Source organism: Haemophilus sp. HN_Hi10, from assembly GCF_049821985.1.
Classification (GTDB): Bacteria; Pseudomonadota; Gammaproteobacteria; order Enterobacterales; family Pasteurellaceae; genus Haemophilus; species Haemophilus influenzae_D.
In genome coordinates, this window is record NZ_CP187495.1 from 1,614,773 (window position 1) to 1,632,659 (window position 17,887).

Annotated in this window: 20 protein-coding genes and 1 pseudogene; all 21 read left to right on the plus strand. The window is 45.0% G+C overall.

The window, feature by feature from the left end:
• The first annotated feature begins 2 nt into the window (after positions 1 to 2).
• Positions 3 to 503, plus strand: a complete 501-nt coding sequence (locus tag ACPT8Q_RS07935; RefSeq protein WP_061671350.1) for a DUF1804 family protein — start codon at positions 3 to 5, stop codon at positions 501 to 503.
• Positions 503 to 649: a hypothetical protein gene (locus ACPT8Q_RS07940; RefSeq protein ID WP_005688562.1), complete on the plus strand. Its 147-nt coding sequence runs from the start codon at positions 503 to 505 to the stop codon at positions 647 to 649. Before ACPT8Q_RS07935 ends, ACPT8Q_RS07940 begins: the two co-directional genes overlap by 1 nt.
• Positions 650 to 2,305: a phage terminase large subunit gene (gene terL, locus ACPT8Q_RS07945; RefSeq protein ID WP_061671349.1), complete on the plus strand. Its 1,656-nt coding sequence runs from the start codon at positions 650 to 652 to the stop codon at positions 2,303 to 2,305.
• An 11-nt stretch (positions 2,306 to 2,316) separates the two neighbouring features.
• Positions 2,317 to 3,955, plus strand: a pseudogene (locus tag ACPT8Q_RS07950) (DUF935 domain-containing protein).
• Positions 3,942 to 5,219 (plus strand): phage minor head protein, encoded by a 1,278-nt coding sequence (locus ACPT8Q_RS07955; protein ID WP_116954268.1) that lies wholly within the window; start codon positions 3,942 to 3,944, stop codon positions 5,217 to 5,219. Before ACPT8Q_RS07950 ends, ACPT8Q_RS07955 begins: the two are co-directional and overlap by 14 nt.
• 110 nt (positions 5,220 to 5,329) lie before the next feature.
• Positions 5,330 to 5,815 (plus strand): phage virion morphogenesis protein, encoded by a 486-nt coding sequence (locus ACPT8Q_RS07960; protein ID WP_061671416.1) that lies wholly within the window; start codon positions 5,330 to 5,332, stop codon positions 5,813 to 5,815.
• Between the two features lie 251 nt (positions 5,816 to 6,066).
• On the plus strand, positions 6,067 to 7,104 hold the full coding sequence (locus tag ACPT8Q_RS07965) for a phage protease (RefSeq protein ID WP_061671415.1): 1,038 nt from the start codon (positions 6,067 to 6,069) through the stop codon (positions 7,102 to 7,104).
• The gene (locus tag ACPT8Q_RS07970; RefSeq protein WP_061671414.1) at positions 7,104 to 8,027 is read left to right on the plus strand and encodes a Mu-like prophage major head subunit gpT family protein; all 924 of its coding nucleotides are present in this window, start codon (positions 7,104 to 7,106) and stop codon (positions 8,025 to 8,027) included. The genes ACPT8Q_RS07965 and ACPT8Q_RS07970 overlap by 1 nt, the downstream gene beginning before the upstream one ends.
• 63 nt (positions 8,028 to 8,090) lie before the next feature.
• Positions 8,091 to 8,396: a hypothetical protein gene (locus ACPT8Q_RS07975; RefSeq protein ID WP_061671413.1), complete on the plus strand. Its 306-nt coding sequence runs from the start codon at positions 8,091 to 8,093 to the stop codon at positions 8,394 to 8,396.
• A 9-nt stretch (positions 8,397 to 8,405) separates the two neighbouring features.
• Complete coding sequence (locus ACPT8Q_RS07980) at positions 8,406 to 8,837, plus strand: gp436 family protein (protein WP_061832748.1); 432 nt, start codon at positions 8,406 to 8,408, stop codon at positions 8,835 to 8,837.
• Positions 8,821 to 9,465, plus strand: coding sequence for a phage protein Gp37 (locus tag ACPT8Q_RS07985; protein ID WP_061671411.1), 645 nt, complete (start codon positions 8,821 to 8,823; stop codon positions 9,463 to 9,465). Before ACPT8Q_RS07980 ends, ACPT8Q_RS07985 begins: the two co-directional genes overlap by 17 nt.
• Positions 9,462 to 9,638 (plus strand): DUF2635 domain-containing protein, encoded by a 177-nt coding sequence (locus tag ACPT8Q_RS07990; protein WP_076773766.1) that lies wholly within the window; start codon positions 9,462 to 9,464, stop codon positions 9,636 to 9,638. Before ACPT8Q_RS07985 ends, ACPT8Q_RS07990 begins: the two co-directional genes overlap by 4 nt.
• Positions 9,631 to 11,040, plus strand: a complete 1,410-nt coding sequence (locus tag ACPT8Q_RS07995) for a phage tail sheath subtilisin-like domain-containing protein (protein WP_061671410.1) — start codon at positions 9,631 to 9,633, stop codon at positions 11,038 to 11,040. The genes ACPT8Q_RS07990 and ACPT8Q_RS07995 overlap by 8 nt, the downstream gene beginning before the upstream one ends.
• A 9-nt stretch (positions 11,041 to 11,049) precedes the next feature.
• A complete protein-coding gene (locus ACPT8Q_RS08000; RefSeq protein ID WP_061671409.1) occupies positions 11,050 to 11,418 on the plus strand; it encodes a phage tail tube protein in 369 nt (122 codons plus the stop codon).
• Positions 11,418 to 11,765, plus strand: coding sequence for a hypothetical protein (locus ACPT8Q_RS08005; protein ID WP_061671408.1), 348 nt, complete (start codon positions 11,418 to 11,420; stop codon positions 11,763 to 11,765). Before ACPT8Q_RS08000 ends, ACPT8Q_RS08005 begins: the two co-directional genes overlap by 1 nt.
• Positions 11,766 to 11,785: 20 nt before the next feature.
• On the plus strand, positions 11,786 to 11,995 hold the full coding sequence (locus ACPT8Q_RS08010) for a hypothetical protein (RefSeq protein WP_061671407.1): 210 nt from the start codon (positions 11,786 to 11,788) through the stop codon (positions 11,993 to 11,995).
• Positions 11,996 to 12,042: 47 nt separating this feature from the next.
• The gene (locus tag ACPT8Q_RS08015; protein ID WP_061671406.1) at positions 12,043 to 14,313 is read left to right on the plus strand and encodes a phage tail tape measure protein; all 2,271 of its coding nucleotides are present in this window, start codon (positions 12,043 to 12,045) and stop codon (positions 14,311 to 14,313) included.
• A gap of 2 nt (positions 14,314 to 14,315) precedes the next feature.
• On the plus strand, positions 14,316 to 15,704 hold the full coding sequence (locus ACPT8Q_RS08020) for a DNA circularization protein (RefSeq protein WP_061671405.1): 1,389 nt from the start codon (positions 14,316 to 14,318) through the stop codon (positions 15,702 to 15,704).
• On the plus strand, positions 15,688 to 16,821 hold the full coding sequence (locus tag ACPT8Q_RS08025; RefSeq protein WP_061671404.1) for a phage baseplate assembly protein: 1,134 nt from the start codon (positions 15,688 to 15,690) through the stop codon (positions 16,819 to 16,821). The genes ACPT8Q_RS08020 and ACPT8Q_RS08025 overlap by 17 nt, the downstream gene beginning before the upstream one ends.
• A 1-nt stretch (position 16,822) precedes the next feature.
• Positions 16,823 to 17,458, plus strand: a complete 636-nt coding sequence (locus ACPT8Q_RS08030) for a phage baseplate assembly protein V (RefSeq protein ID WP_061671403.1) — start codon at positions 16,823 to 16,825, stop codon at positions 17,456 to 17,458.
• 69 nt (positions 17,459 to 17,527) lie between these two features.
• Positions 17,528 to 17,878, plus strand: coding sequence for a phage GP46 family protein (locus ACPT8Q_RS08035; protein ID WP_061671420.1), 351 nt, complete (start codon positions 17,528 to 17,530; stop codon positions 17,876 to 17,878).
• Positions 17,879 to 17,887: the final 9 nt, after the last annotated feature.

The following is a 17,887-nucleotide window of genomic DNA, read 5'->3' on the forward strand; positions in this document are numbered from 1 at the left end:
CGATGGCACATGATGAAAAAACCAAGGCTTATGTACGCCGTTACTATGTGTTTGATTGCCTGACGCTTGAACAAGCGTCTGAAAAAGCCGGTGTATCGTACAACACCGCTCGCCGTTGGAAAAAAGAAGCGGAAGCACGTGGTGACAACTGGGACACGGTGCGCGACGCCAATACCATGGCAAGCGGCAAAGTAGAAGACGTGGCGCGCGGTATGCTCACCACTTTTGTCATCTACTTTGAAAAAACCATGGAAGAGCTACGCCATGCGGAAGAGTTGCCAGTCAGCGATAAAGCTAAACTGATCCAAGGTTTGGGTGACAGCTACTCGAAAATGGTGGCGAGCAGTAAGCGGTTATTGCCGGAAGTGTCGGAACTGGCGACAGCGTGGAAAGTTATTGAGATGGTAACTAATCTGATCAAAACAAAACACCCTGATTTATTACCAGCCTTTTTGTCAGTTTTAGATGATTTAGAAGGTATTGTTAAGCAGGAATTTAAGTGATGGAAAAACAAAGTCAAACTATTGTGCACAAGCATTACTATTTCCGCTGGATTGTGCAATTTGTCTGCATTGTATGTGCTTTTAAGTTAATGGCTGCCGGTATCAAAGGTTGGGGCTGGCTTTTATTTATTGCGGTAATGTTATAGATGAAATACAAAGATTTCGAAAAACAGCTCGAACAACTACGTGCTGAATTACAGCGAAATATCGAAGCGAATTTTGAAGGTTGGGATGATAAACCGCATGCGATTGCAGAGCGTCGTCAGAAAGTCTTAGATAAAGAAAAAGGGTTTGAATATTTTGTTCAAGCCTATTTTCCGCATTATGTACGTTCTCCACATAAATCCCAGTTACACGAATATCTGTTTAAAAATCTTCCACTTTCGGTTGAAGAAACAGATAAATCCGTCCGACAAGCTATTGCCGCGCCCCGAGGTGAGGCAAAGTCCACTATCTGTACGCAACTTTTCCCACTTTGGTGTTTAGTGTGTAATTTGAAAAATTACATCATTATTGCCATGGATAGCCGAGACCAAGCCTATGGGATGCTAGAAGCGATTAAAGTAGAAGTCGAATCTAACCCACGCCTTGCTATTGATTTTCCAGAAGTGTCACCGGGCAAGGTATGGCGCGCTGGCGCGATTATGATGGGGAAAGGTCAAAAAGTAGAAGCTGTCGGTGCGGGGCAAAAATTGCGTGGTCGTCGCCATGGAGCGTATCGTCCAGACTTAGTCGTGCTTGATGATATTGAAAACGATGAAACCGTGGAAACCCCAGAACAGCGTAATAAATTACATAAATGGATCTTAAATGCAGTGCTAAAACTGGGCGGACCAGGTGAAAAATCTGATGTAATTTATGTGGGAACAATACTGCACTATGACAGCGTATTAAACCGAATTCTGAATACCAAGGGTTGGAGACGGGTTCGTTTTAAAGCCATTTTGCGTATGCCAGACAATATGGCGTTGTGGGACGAATGGGAAAATATTTATCTTTCCGAAGACGGGGACGATGACACGCTTTCTGATTTGTTCTATCAACAACATAAAGCAGACATGGATGCAGGCGCCGTCGTTTCTTGGCTTGCCCGTCCGATTCTTTATTTGATGAAAATTCGCGCATCAGATGGACACGCCTCTTTTGATTCTGAATACCAAAATGACCCGGTTAGTGGCGATGACGCGATTTTTGCCAATAGTCTTCGGTATTGGACAGAGTTACCTAATAACTTGATTTATTTTGGTGCGGTTGACCCGTCACTGGGTAAAGCAGGTGCAAGCCGTGACCCGTCTGCGATTTTGGTTGGCGGCTATCACAGAGAAACTGGCAAATTGTATGTAGTTGAAGCGCAAATTAAAAAGCGTTTACCTGATTTAATTATTGAGGACGTTATTCGCCTACATACACAGTATAACTGCCATCGTTGGTTTGTAGAGACAGTACAGTTCCAGGAATTTTTAAAAACCGAGTTGGTTAAACGTTCAGCGGCGCGCGGAAAACCTGTGCCTGCTACGGCAACAAAACCCAATAGTGACAAAATGCTTCGCATTGAGAGCTTGCAACCGCATATTGCCAACGGGTTAATTTTATTACATCGCTCACAATCCACTCTTGAGTCACAGTTGAGACATTTTCCGAAAGCAGACCATGATGATGGCCCAGATGCGCTGGAAATGTTGTGGCGCAATGCAGTGGGTAGTTCGGCAGCGATTGAGTGGATTGGGTTAAATCAACTAAATGAGATTGAATCAGATGAATACGAAGATGAAGACGATCTTTATTCAATATGGAAACATTAAAGGCGGATTAAATGGGATTTATTGATAAGGTTAAAAACCTTTTAAAAGGTAATGAAACAGAGCCAACACAAACCGATGATGCGGAAGTAACTGCAACGGGGCGTGTATTAGATGATCACCCCTCTGCAAAAATTACGCCTTCAAAATTAAAGCAGATTTTAGAGGATGCCGAAAACGGCGATATTCAGGCGCAACATCAACTTTTCATGGATATTGAAGAGCAAGATAGCAGTATTGCCGCCAATATGATGACACGTAAGCGTTCAGTTTTAACGCTAGATTGGCGCATTGTCGAGCCACGTAATGCAACCCCTGCGGAAGAAAAATTGCAAGCAGAGATTGATGAGTTATTTTATCAATATCCCAATCTTGAAGACTTGTTTATCGATTTAATGGATGCCGTGGGACACGGTTTTTCCGCGTTGGAAATTCAATGGGCGCAAGTAGATGGCAAATGGGTTCCCAAAGGCTTTAAACCTTGTCCTCAGTCTTGGTTTAAATTGGATAAAGACGATAGTTTATTATTACGCACGCCAGCTAATCAAATGGGTGAGCCTTTACGTCCTTTTGGTTGGGTGGTACATCGCCATAAATCTCGTTCGACACAGTTGGCTCGTGATGGCTTATATCGCACATTGGCATGGCTTTATATGTATAAGCATTATTCTGTGCGTGATTTTGCCGAGTTTTTAGAGCTTTATGGTATGCCGATTCGCATTGGTAAATATGGTGCTGGTGCCACTAATGCGGAGAAACGCACATTATTGCGTGCGTTGGCCGAAATTGGGCATAACGCGGCAGGCATTATGCCTGAATCGATGCAGATTGAACTGCATAACGTCGCTAATGCGGGTGCTGCATCGGGTAATAATCCATTTTTACAAATGGTGGACTGGTGTGAGAAATCTATTGCTCGGTTGATTTTGGGGCAAACCTTAACATCAGGGGCGGATGGTAAAAGCTCTACTAATGCGTTAGGTAATGTGCATAATGAAGTGCGTCGTGATTTAATGATTAGCGATGCAAAACAGATTGCGCAAACCATCACTCAACAAATCATTTTGCCGTATTTGCAAATTAATGTTGATCCGAATATTGCGCCACATCGTGTCCCTTATTTTGAGTTTGATACAAAAGAATATGAAGATTTATCGGTATTTGCAGATGCCATCCCTAAACTGGTGAGCATTGGCGTGCAAATCCCCGAAAAATGGACGCGCGATAAGCTAGGCATACCTGAAGCGCAAGACGGTGAAGTGGTTTTAAAAGCTGTTCAAAGCGATTTTAATCCCGATTTAAAAACACCGGGGAAATCTACCGCACTTTCAGCGCATGTGGTGGGGTGCCAGTGTGCGGGGTGTTTGGGTAAAGGCGCGCGCGTGGCGTTGTCTGCCGGCAATAATGGGGAGACAGAGCAGGATTTGTTGGATAACAGTTTAAGAGGCGTTAAATGTGATTAACTTTAACCGCCAATTAGACCCTGTGGTGCGTCAATTAGCCGTTGTATTAACCGCATGTAATACCTATGAGGAAGCAAGTGATAAATTAGCTGAAATTTACCCGGATTTAGATAACGCAGAACATCAACGTTATTTGACACAAGCCGTCTTTTTGTCCGAATTGTTGGGAGTCAGCAATGCCAAGCGTTAATTTCGTTTTGGGGCTAGAACCGAAAAAAGCCATTGAGTTTTTAAGGGATAAAAAGGCCATATTAGGGCATTTTGACGAAGATGCCTTAATGGATAGCGCCCGAGCCAAAGCAACGCGTATCGCCAATTTATCCAGCCTTGAGATGAGTAAAGACATCTACCAGTCTTTAGTTGATGCACAGACACAAGGCTTACCTTTTAGCGAGTGGAAAAAAGGAATTTTTGAACATTTTAAGAAAAAAGGATGGATTGCCGGGTATGACAAAGAATATTTGCTTGCAGATCCGAAAACCGGTGAATATTTTGGCTCACCACGCCGATTAGAGACGATTTATCGCACCAACATGCAATCTGCTTATTCTTCTCAGCGCTATGCCGAAATGAGAGATAACGCAGATAACCGACCTTATTGGCAATATTCGGCAGTAAATGATGATCGTACCCGCCCAAGTCATTCCGCTATGCACGGTTTGGTTTATCGCTATGATGATCCGTTTTGGGCAACATTTTACCCGCCCAACGGATTTAACTGCCGATGTTCGGTTATCGCATTAGCCGAGCGAGACATTACTCGCCGCAATCTGGTCGTTGGGGATAGCGCAGATCGTTTGATTGATTACGACCGCAAAATCAATGCCACCACAACGGAAAAAACGACTGCATTTAAATTGTCAGATGATAAATGGATTATTACGGATAGAGGCTTTGATTACAATGTCGGACGAACCGTATATAAACCTAATTTAGCACTTTATCCTGAATCATTGGCATACCAATTTGCTAAACGTGAAATGGGCGGCGAGGGATTTAAATTTGATTTTAAACAGTTCGAAAAAGAATTCTCGCCTTATGTTGATGATTATAAAAAGCTAAAAGGCAAAAATGAGCGTGAGGCATTTTTAAACCCGATTCGAGAACGGTTTAAAATGGACTATAAATTTATTGCCGGTGTGTTAAACGAAGATACCAAGCAGCAAATTAAAACTGATTTATCTACAGTTTGGCTTTCTGACGACTCGTTAATTAAGCAAATTGCAAATCGTTACGGACAAGATTTTGATTTTGATGACTATGCACGGTTGCCAGACGTGTTATATAGCCCTGACAAAATAGAACAAGACGGTAAAAATACGTTTAAATTTTACAAAGAAGTGGATTCACGGCGATTGATAGCTGTCATTAAAGTGCTTAATGGTAGCAATGAGATTTACTTGACATCGCAACACTTAGCAAGTGATCGACAATGGCGAAAAGCGTTTAAATAGATATGTCGCCCGGTGGGACTCGAACACCCCCACACATCAATCCCTGCTCCAATAGCATTCGTTCGCAGTTTTCGAGATTCACTGCTACGGGCGACTAGAGGCATTATAACATGATAGACGTAAAAATCAACAACGAAAAAGAACTTATCCACGCATTATCACAATTGGCGCAACATGTGAAATATAATGTGCCGCTTATGCGTACGATAGCAGGTACAATGCAATCTTCAGTTGACCAAAACTTTGAAGCCGGTGGTCGTCCTGCTTGGCTTGGTGTGAAAAGTCGCCCTGACGGAAAACCATTGATTGATAGCGGTGCATTAAGAAATAGCATCCATTCGAGTTGGGATAACAACGAAGCGCAGGTTGGGACAAACCTAAAATATGCGGCTATCCATCAATTCGGCGGAAAAACCAGCCCGCATAAAATCAAACCGGTCACTAAAAAAGCCTTGGCATTCGGAGGAATTGTCAGAAAATCAGTAGATCATCCCGGAAGTGAGATTCCTGCCCGCCCATTCTTGGTTTTAACACCGCAAGACGAGGATGATATTTTAGAGGATGTGCAAGCCTATTTTCGGAGTGTAGTTAAATAAAACATAAAACCGTCCTAAATCGCGCGTATTTGCATTTTTACGATAACAGGAGCGATTTATCGAACGAATTTTTTTAAAACGATTTAAAAGGATTTAAAAAGGTTTTAAAAATGGTTTAAGATAAAAGATACCAATCAAATCTATTTTTTCAAAAATTCAATATTAAGAAGAGTGAGGAAGTCACTCCCCTCTTTTCATTACCACCAATCCATTATTCTGGAATCCTAGATTAACTTTTCAGGATTTTAAGAATGAAACTCACCCTTGCAGCCTGTAGTTTTGAAATAGACAAAGCGAAGTATGGACGCATCCACCTTTTGCCTTACGGAAAATTTAGAGCTACTGACGGCAGACCGACAGATGTGGAGGCATGGTATGTAACCGATACAAATGGCGCGGATGTGGTGGCGTTGGCAAATAATCAACGCAATCCCCTTCCTATTGACTATGAACACCAAATTATTCACTCCCTAAAAAACGGCAAAGAAGCACCGAGTGCGGGCTGGATGGAATATTTCTATTTTACCCCACAAGGGATTTTTGCTGATGTGCGTTGGACTGATAAAGCCGCGGACTATATCAAAAATGGCGAATATCGTTATATCTCGGCTGTGTTTGCTTACGACACAGGCGGCTATGTTCGCAAGATCTTTCATGCTGCATTAACCAATACGCCTGCTTTAGATGGTATGGAGGAAGCAATGGTGGCAGCCAGCGTGAATTTGTTACAAGAGGACAATCCAATGGATAAAAAATTATTGGCAGCATTATGCGCACTGTTTGCTTTAAAAGCAGATGCAAGTGAAGCTGACATTACGGAGAAAGTGACCGCACTTTCGGCAGCTAAAGGCGATAGCCCTGTGGGCGTGTTAGATGTTTACGCCAAATTAGCTGAAAAAGAACAATCGGTAGCGGCGTTATCTACGCAAGTGGGCAACCCTGATCCTGCTAAATTTGTGCCAGTCGATCAGGTGGTTGCATTGCAGGCTAATTTTAATGCGCTTAAAACATCTGTAGAAGCGGACAAGAAAGAGGCATTAATCACAGCGGCATTATCGCAAGGCAAACTGGCTCCTGCATTAAAAGATTGGGCAGAAAGTTTATCTGTTGAGGCATTAAGTGCTTACTTAGAAAAAGCACCTGCAATGGCCGCATTAAGTGGTGAGCCACAAGCAAAAGGCGACCCAGAGCAGAAAATGGCAGCATTAAGTGCGGCAGAGAGTGCAGCAGCAAAAGCGTTAGGCTTAAGCGAAAAAGATTATATGGCAACCTATAAGGAGCAAAAATAATGGATAAATTCAAAAAATCGGAACTTTTAAAAGCCCTTGATGAAGCCTTTAAAAAAGACTTTGCAAGCGGTTTAAACGTGATTAATCCTCAATGGTCAGAAATTGCTATGAAGATTGCAAGTTCTACCGAAACCAATACTTACGGCTGGTTAGGGCATTTCCCAAAATTGCAAGAATGGGTGGGTAAACGTCGTTTACGCAAAATGCAAGCGCAAGGTATGCAAGTATCGAATAAGTTGTTTGAAAGCACTGTTGCTATCCCTCGCACCAATATTGAAGACGACCAGGTGGGCTTATTTAGTCCGATGGTAAAACAAATGGGACAAAGTGCGGCGGAATTACCTGATGATTTAGTATTTGGCTTAATTAAACAAGGTAAAAGCACCCTTTGCTATGACGGGCAGAATTTCTTTGATGACGATCATCCTGTTTTTGCGGAAGTCGATGGCACAGGCAATCAAACCACTCAAAGTAATATTACCAAAGGCAGTGCAGCAGGAAAACCAGCGTTTTATTTGTTGGATACGACGAATGCCGTGAAGCCATTTATTTGGCAAGAACGCTTAACCCCTGAAATTGAGACGAAATTTGATCCGTCTAAATCCGATACGGTATTTATGGAAGATACCTATATTTGGGGCGTGCGTGCGCGTGGTAATGCAGGTTTTGCATTCTGGCAACTTGCTCATCGTGTGGAAGACAGCGAATTAACTGAAGAGGTCTTAATGAGCGTGTTGGCAAAAATGAAATCCTTAAAAGGCGATGGCGGCAAGTTGTTAAATATTCGTCCGAATATCTTATTAGTGCCACCTGCACTTGAATATACAGCAAAACGTTTAGTGGAAGCCGATATTATCAACGGTACCAGCAATGTGTTGAAAGGGGCGCTTAAAGTGATGGTGTCTTCACAGATTGTGGAGTAATCCGTCTCTTTTCTTGCCTTCCCCCACTTGCGAGGGAAGGCAAGAAATGACTAGGAGGAAACTATGGCAAAGAAACAGCAAAACAAGACAGACGATGAAGTGAAAACCGACACGTCCGAAAATACTGCAGAAACCGACCGCACTTTAGATAAGCCGGATGACGCGCCCAAAGGCAGTGATGTGATTCATCCTATTGCCTATGCGGTGACGTTACGTGCAATTCATCCGCAAGCCTCTTATGGTCGCTGTGGTTATCGTTTTAACAAAGAAAGTGCGGTGGAAATTCCAGTTGAAAACTTGACGGGTGAGCAAGTTATTATGCTTGCTGAAGATTCCTGGTTAGAACTTATTCCCATCTGCGATAAATAAGGATGAGTGATGCATTACGCCAGTGCAGAAGATTTTGTGTTACGCGTAGGGGAAGTGCAAGCCATTGAACTGACCGACCGTGATTTGACTGGGCAAGTTAATGACAATTTGCTTGATGTTGCATTATCTGATAGCTCAAGCCAAATTGATGGTTATTTGGCAGCACGTTATACCCTCCCTCTTGTGAGTGTGCCACAAAACTTGGTGCGACTTTGTTGTGATTTGGCACGTTATCGTTTAGCGAGTATGTCTCGTGTGACGATTCCAGAAGAAATTATTACACGCTATAAATTAAGTTTAAAAGAACTTGAGGATATCAGTGTGGGTAAGATTTCACTGGGGTTGCCGCCTACAGAGAATAATGATGCCAACGAACAAGACAATGGTGTGATTTTTACTAATCCGAAAAACAGGATTTTTGCGCGTGATAACCGAAATTGAAAATGCACTGGTTGACCGCTTGACACGTGGCTTAGGACAACTTGCCAACACCGTGAAAAGCTACGGTGGTGAGCTGGACGACGAAAGCCTTGGCACGGGACGTTTGCCTATGGTGTTGGTGACGTTCGGCGGTGCGCGAATTGAGCCGATGGGAGTGCGCGGCACAGCGTTTCGCACCTCTGCTAAATTTGTGGTGATTGTGGCGGTGCGCTCATTGCGCAGTAACCAAGCCGCACGACAAGGCGGGGTGGATAAACGCGAGGTCGGTGCGAATCAGTTGATTTATGCGGTACGCCGCTTGCTGGATACGCAACGCTTGGGCGGATTAGTTAAGCCGTTAAAACCGCTGGCGATTCGGACGTTGTTTAACAATGCGCAGTTTCGCACGGAGAAAGTCACGGCGTATGCCATTGAGTACGAAGCGGCGTTTGATGATATCACTCCACTGGAAGATGGTTTGTATCCGGAAGAAACACAAGACCCGACTAACCCTGATTTTGTGTTTACCCATTATGCGGCCGAACTCTCCCCATCATCGCCAATCCTTGAGCATGTGGACGGCAAATTATATGAGCCGAATAACGATGCCGAGGTCGGATTTAGTGTAAAAACAAAGGATAAAACATGATTGTAAAAGCAACTCCAGGGGTGAAAGTCCCTTTAGAAAATCAGCCGCACGCCTACATCGAGCAGGAGCCGGTTGAAGTGGAAAATACGGTCTATTATCAGCGCAGAATCGCTGATGGTGACTTAATCGAAGTACAACCAACCCGCAAGCAAAGAGGTACAGGCAATGACTAACATTGAATTTGAAAAAATCCCGAACAGCTTACGCAAACCGGGTGTTTATACCGAATACAACGCTAAAGGCTCAGTAACTACACTGCCAACGAACGAGCAAGAAGTGCTAATCGTTGCGCCGATGATTGGTGGGACAACCGCATTTACTCAACCGGTGCGCGTGTATTCCGACTTAGACGCAGCACAAGCATTCGGCGCAGGCTCATGGGCGCATTTAATGACCCGCATAGCCATTACTAACAACTCACTCATCCGTTTATCTGTGATGGGTTTAGCGGATAGTTCTTCCGGCGTCGCGGCAAGCGGTAGTTTGGTGTTGACTGGAACCGCCACCACCCAAGGCGTTATGACGGCAAACATTGCCGGTGTTGACTATAAAGTTGCCGTAGCAAAAGGCGAAAAAGCCAAAGATGTTGCCGCCCGCTTAAACGCTGTGATTAACGGTGCGACAGATTGCCCGGCAAAGGCATCTGTGACCGAAAGCACGATTACGCTTACTGCAAAATGCAAAGGCGCCATCGGCAATGAAATTAATTTAACCGCAACAAATACGGCTAAAGACATGACATTGTCGGCGACAGCATTTGCCAACGGCGCAGAAAATGCGGATTTAGCCCCTGCATTAGCAAGTGTTGCCGGTACGCATTATCACATCATTATTTCGCCATTTGCGGACGACAAAAATGCAAAAGCGTTACGCGAACACTTAGAAGCCGTGTCCGCTCCGTTAGAGAAAAAACCTGCCGTCGGCGTGCTGGCATGGCGCGGCAGTATGGCAACCGGTACGACTTACACCGAAAAAATTAACAGCGAGCGTGTGACTTGCGGTTGGTACAAAGGCGCAATTGAATCGCATGCGCTCATTGCGGCAGGTTTTGGCGCGGTAATTGCGGGCGAAGAAGACTCGGCACGTCCATTAAATACGCTCGAAATTAAGGGCTTGACCGAAGTTGACCCGACACAAACGCCGTTATTGACCGAAGCGAATCAGGCGTTATATCACGGTTTAACCCCGATTACCGTTGTAAATCATCGTGTCCGCATTATGCGTGCGATCACCACTTATACCAAGTCGGCAACCAATACGGATGACCCAAGCTATTTGGATTTAACCACCATTCGCACGCTGGACTATACGCGCAAAGCCATTGAGCAGCGCATTGAGTTGCGTTTCCCGCGCGCCAAGTTATCTGCACGTACACCGGACAAAGTGCGGTCTGAAATCCTTGATGTTTTATTGCGTTTAGAAAAAGAAGAAATCTTGGAAAATGTGGCGCAGCATAAGGCGAAATTGTTGGTACAACGCAACGGTGTTGACCCGAACCGCTTGGATTGTGTCATCCCGACTGATGTGGTGAACGGATTGCATGTTGTTGCTAACCGCATTGATTTAATTTTATAGGAGGCATAGATGGCTCAAGAATTCGCCAGTTTTGGCATTGTCGAAGTGGACGGCCAAGAAATTGAACTTACCAAGCTCGATGTGAAAACCGTAACAGGCCGAAAGCCTGTAAAAACTATTAACCGTAAAGGACGCGTGAAAGGCTTTGCCAAAGGCATTACTGAATATGCGTTGTCAATCACCGTTGTTGTGCCGTTAAACGCGGCAGAGCCTGATTGGGATAACATGACAGATGCCAAAATTACGGTGGAAGAAGAAAACGGTAAACGAATCTCATACACTGGCTGTTTTACCACGGAAACCGGCACAAGCTATACCGTAGATAGCGAAGAAGTACGCGATTTGCAAGTGGTAGCGACAGATAAGGTTGAAGAATAATGAAAACTCGTTTGAAACTTGGCGTGCTGTATAACGGCACGCTACATCATGACGTGTTAGTCAAGATTTTAACCGTGGGTGGCGAATGCCAAGCGTTGGAAGTTATCAGTGACCTTGGGTTAAGTGACAAAGAGACGTTAAGCACATCGGAACAAATGCTGATTGATTTAGCGTATTTGGCGCAACAAGTCGAGTTTGATGGTATTCCGCGTGAGGTAGTGACTCCGGCATTTTTACTGGATAATCTTGCCACTGACGATTACGTGTTGATTAATAACGAAATCAATCAACTACGAAAAAAGCGCATGGACGTTTCGGAAGACCAAGAGACGGCAAACGAAGCGTAAAAAAACGCAATGTCAGCGAAGTGTGGCAGGCGTATGAAAACTACCGCTCAGCAACGATTTTACTGGGTAAGTTTGGATTTACCGCACAAGCCGTCTGGAATATGTGTCACGCGGAAGTCAGCGCATGGATTAACAGCTATTTAGCGAGTCAAGGCGCGAAAAGCCAACAACACACCGAAGAATCTACGACGTCCTATGTTTTTAAGCGTCGTAAAAATAAAGGGGCGTAATGCCCCTTTTTTATTGCTGTTAAATTACGTTTAAACAAGGTTTAAAAATGGCAAATATGGATCTCTCTTTAACACTCAAAGCGAAAGACTACGCCAGTGGCGTGATAAAAAGCGTTGAAAACAGTGTTAGCAAATCAACCAAAAATATTGAAAGCCAAGCCCAACGCAGCGCTACTACGCAACAAAGAGCGGTGCGCCAAACGGCACAAGTAACAGAACAAAGCTATCGCCAAATCCAACAAGCGGCACGCAACCGCGAAATGCTTGGCGTGAGAAGTGAACGCAGTATCCAAAGTGAAATCAACCGTACCCGCTCGGCATACGACCAATTAAAACGCAGTGGTATTGCTTCCGGGCGTGAATTAGACCGCGCCGCTGTGGCGACTAAACGCCGCATTGCGGAGCTCAACGCGGAAATGGGCAAAGTCTCCATGGGGCAACGGTTAGGCAATGTTGGACGTGGCATTGCAGGTTTGGCAGCAGGTGCGACCGCAGCTGGCATGGTGTTGGCGCAACCTATGAAAAAACAAATGGATTATGACCGATCTCTTGCGATGACAGCTAACACCGCATTTGCCGAGCGAGATGTAGCGGGGCGCATTGCCGGTAAAGCAGAGCTAAATAACGCAGTAAAAAGTGCGGTAGAGATTGGCGGCGGAACGAAGGAAGATGCTTTAGGTGCGCTAGATACCATGTTGGCCTCCGGTGCGGTGAAAGCCGAAACCGCCATGAAATTGTTGCCAACATTACAAAAAGGTGCAACCGCAACAGGTGCAAGCACCGATGACTTGGCGAAAATCGCCATTTCGGCGATGCAACAGTTTGACATCAGCGAAGATAAGATCGGCGAAGTGTTAGATAAAGCCGTGGCGGCAGGTCAGGCAGGTAATTTTGAATTGGCGGATATGGCGCGCTGGTTGCCTCAACAAATGGCAGCGGGTAAATCTGCCGGCTTAAAAGGTATGTCGGGGTTTGAGGCATTATTGGTCGCCAACCAACAGGCGCGTGTAACTGCCGGAACATCAGATGAAGCGGGAAATAACTTAGTCAATTTACTTGCAAAATTAACATCAAAAGAAACCTCAGACCGCTTTCGAAAACTCGACATAAAAGGCAAGGATGGTAAAGACCACGGGGTGGATTTTATCGCCTCAATGGAAGCTCAGAAGAAAAAAGGTAAAAACTCCATCGAAGCCTTTATGAGTATTATGGATCAGGTGATCGGTCAGGATGGTAAGTACCAGGCATTGCAGAAAAAACTTAAAAACGCGAAAAAAGAAGATCAAGCTCAAGTCTTAAATGAAATGACGAATTTGGTGGAAGGCACGGCGATTGGGCAAATCATTTCAGACCGTCAAGCGTTGATGGCGTTATTGGGTATCCGTAACAACGTGAGCTTGGGCAAAGAGGTGAAAGAAAGCCTGGATAAAAGCGAAGGCGCAGTGGAAACCTCCCATGCAGTGATTAAAGATACCAACAGCTATAAAGTGGAAGACGCCAAAAATAACGTGGATTTTGCGCAGATGGAAGGCATGAAGGGCTTTAATGATGCATTAGGTGATGTGAGTGTGAAAATCGCTGAATATGCCAAAGCTTATCCTGACTTAACAGGCAAACTCGTTACTGCAGGAACAGTCGTTGCATCTCTAAGTGCAGCCGCCATTACGGCAGCTGGGTCTTTGCGATTATTGGGCGGTAAAGGCGGTTTATGGCTTGGTGCGGGCGATGCGTTAAGTAAGGGGGCTGGCGTGACCGGTGTGGCAGGTGGCGCTGCAGCTGCGGCGAATACGGCAAAAAAGGGGAGTCTTGCTAAGTTTGGGCTAGGCGGTTTGCCGTTGCTGGTGTTCGGTGCAATGTTGGAAGGCTCGGAAAATTATGCACCTTACATGGCACAGCAAGAAGAACAACGGGAAGCTTTTGACGCACAACACAAAGACGCAAAACAACAATTCTATGCGTCGGCTTATCCAGCTAAATCAGCGTTTCAATATGCGCCGCCCATGCCGAAACCTGAAAAATCGGTGTGGTCTTTAGCAAGTGGAGGCTATGCACTTGGTGACGCCGCAAAGCGTAAAGAGATTGCGGACGAACGATTAAAACGAGGCACATTAACGAAAGATGAATATAACCGCCGTGTGCAAGTACCTGACTATAAAACCGAGTTTCAACAGCTTGGAAATACGATTACAGAAGGCATGAAACAAGCCGTAGAAAGTCAAAATTTCACTATTCAAAACCAAATTCGCGTGGACTTAGATGGGCGGACAATTGCGGAAAGCACGTCCGAAAACCAATATCGCGAACTTAAACGGGGGTAACTATGGGATGGACAATGCCAATTCAGCAGGCGTCTTATCGCGGTGTGCGGTTTGATGTGTTAAGTGTGGATGACAACTTAGAGCGTGCCACGATTACGCACGCTTATCCGTTCGTGAACGGGGGCGACATTGAAGATTTAGGTTTAAATCCGCTCACCATCCAACTGCAAGCCGTGTTTTATGGTGAGGGGTATTACACCGATTTTAAACGATTTTTGTCGGCCCTGGAAAAACAAGGTGCGGCGGTGTTGGTGCATCCGATTCGGGGACGATTGCAAAATATGCTTTGCACCTCTGCTTATTTTCATCACGAAGCGGATTTTGTGGACTATGTGACAGTTAGTCTTAGCTTTCAAGAGGCCACGCCGGCAAAACCGATCTTCTTGTTTAATTTTTCTGTACTTGGCTTGATTGATGAGTTATTAACTAAACTCGAAGACTTGGTAGATGATGTATTAGAGCTATATGGCACCTTTATGGAGGGGATCTCTTTTGCCGCTAATATCAAATCACGTTTATTAGGCTCATTCGGTGCGCTTTACGGCTGTTTTGAACAAGTACGTGATTTGTTTGATATGGACAAGAAAAAGTACGTTATTTCCGCCAATACACCATCATCAAAAGACGCATTCAGACAACAAGGTGGCAATGCCGTGCGTGAGATGGCGGGCATGATTCACGACGGCTTAACGGCTATTGCTAACCGTAATGACTTAACCGTGCGTGCGAAATTTGATGAGGTTACCCGCACCGTGAAAAGCCTGCTTGAGATTGCACCAAATTTAAGCAATGGTAAAAACAGCAAATCAAATACCTTGAAATCATTAACGTCATCCTTGACAGCACAGGACACAAAAGAAATCTTCTGTGCCGTGCAGTTGTTGGCTACAGCGAATGTGTTAAAAATCGCCACCCGATTTATTGAGGATGACTCGTTGATTCCGTCTGAGATTGACTACATTGTGACGGAATCGCGCTTACAAGCTTTGGCAACATTGAATACCGTGCGTGCGTTAGTGCAAGCCGAGCAAAACGCGATGACATTACATTACGTCAAAGATGATTTTGGTTTGATGTCATTAAGTGCGAAAAAACAAACAGGCGCAAGACAACTGCAAACACCGAACACGGGGCTTTATACACAGGCTTACAACACAGCAGAAAAACTGCGTCAACAAAGCCATAAATTAACGCAGTTAGCCTTGGCGGCGATTAATCGCAAACCGCCTTTAATTATTCGTAGAGTCGAATTTGATAGCACGATTCAACAGGTCGCGCATTCGTTTTATGGCGACTATACCCGCGCAGGCGAGTTATTGCGTTTAAATCCACACATTCGTTACCCAAACTTTATTGCCCGCGGCGAGGTGCTCAATGGCTACGCAAAATAACGGCTACCCGTTTAACAATGAGATTGTGGTTGAGATTGATGGTAAACAGCACAAAAACTGGAAAAGCTACGACATCGACAGCGATTTTTTAATTCCTGCTGACGCATTTAGTTTTAATGTTGGCGTACCATCAGATAAAACCGTGCTGGAGGATTATTCCGGTAAAACAGCAAAAGTGCTGATTAACGGTGAGCTCGTACTGACGGGCATTGTTGATACGACCCAGCATTCTATTTCAAAAACAGACCGCACTTTTAGCTTAAATGGGCGTGACAAAGCGTCTATTTTGGTGGATTGCTCCGCGCCGATTACCAATGTTAAAGGCTTGACGGTGTTAGATGCGATTAAAAAAATGGTGGAGCCGCTAGGCATTAAAAAAGTCGAATTGCGTGCCGAATCTAACCCGACGTTAGATAAAGTTGACATCGACATCGGCGAGACAGCCTGGAATGCCCTGATCCATTGTGCTAATTCGGCGGGGTTGCATGCATGGTTTGACCCTACTGGCACGCTAATTATCGGCGGTGCGGATTACTCTACGCCTCCGGTAGCAACATTGTGTTGTACGAAAAACGGCAAGCGTAACAATTTTACACAGGCAAGCCTGACCACTGATGTGTCGCAAAGTTTTTCGGAGATTACGTTTTTGGCGCAACGGCACGGGCGCAGTGGTGATAATAACAAGAACGATCTGAAATGGGTGTTTAAAGATAATGCCGTTGAGACCTATAAGCCTAAAACAGTGATTGTGCCGGATGTGGAAAACTTAGAAGCCCTGAAAAAATGGGCGAAAAAGTACATTGCGGACAGTATTTTAAACAGTTTTACTCTGACGATTACCGTGCCTGACCATAAAACGCAGGACGGTGTGTTATGGACGCCAGGGCAACGTGTACATGTGATTTGCGAAGAATACGACATTGACGCGATTTTTTTTCTAATGGGTCGCCGTTTTGCCTTGAGCCGCACAGGCGGCACAATTACGGAACTGCGCTTAAAACAAGACGGTGTGTGGACGCCTGACGCTTATGTGAATAAATCCAAAGCAGCACGTAAGCGTAAAGGTAAAAAAGGCAAGAAAAAGAAAGGCGCTTTGATTGTATTGGATGGGGATTAGTATGAGACGATTGGGACAAGCAATAAGACAACACACGGAAAGCGCCTTGGGCGCAGTACGCCAAGCCTTTAGGGGACAGTTGAATTTAGTCAAAAGCGCAGACAATATCCAAAAAGTGCAGGTATCCGGATTAGCGGACGAAACCTTACAAGATGTGGAATTGATGCAGCAATTCGGCTTAACGTCCGTACCACCAGCCGGTACACAAGTGGTGGTATTGCCCATGGGGGGCGAGACGACCCACTCTATTGTGATTGCCACCGAAAATGGCTCTTTTAGGGTTAAAAACCTGAAATCGGGCGAAACGGCAGTTTACGATGAAAGCGGAAGCACGATTATTTTAAAACAAGGTCGATTAATAGAAATTGATTGTGATATATTAAAAATAACCGCTACCACAAAAGTTGAAATTAGTAGCCCGGTTGTTGAGACAGACCGTGTGTTTACTGCACAAGGGCAAATCAACGGAAATGGCGGCATGGCCGTTCAAGGCGGTTCTGGCGCGTCATTTACCGGTAACGTAACGCAAACAAAAGGTAGCTTTACTACTGATGGCGACGTGACTGCCAACGGTAAATCCCTTGTCAGCCACACCCACCGCGGGGATAGCGGTGGCGTAACTGGACAACCTCAATAATCCCAAATGAAAGGCGGTGTGGAACTCTCTCCCCGCCTTTTTCTTTCCCCTTTCTTTTACTCTGTCAGCATGGACAGAGAAATCAGCCCGCTTACCGGGGACTACACAAATTTACATATCAGTACACTGCAAAATGCTGTGTATATCAGATTGACTACGCCGCTAGGCTCATGGTGGGCAAATGGGCGTGTAGGTTCTCTGCTCCATACTATTCAGCGAGAAAAAGATTTAAGCCGCGTGGGCATGTTGGCGCAACAATACGCCGAAGAGGCGTTGCAACCGTTAATTGATGATGGGCGAGCAAGTGACATTATTGTCACACATGAACAACCGCATAACGGCAAAGTGATCCTTTCTATTTCCGTGACCGACAGCCGGGGCGAACAATACACGTTTAAACACCCCGTAAACGTCATTTAAAAGGTGTTT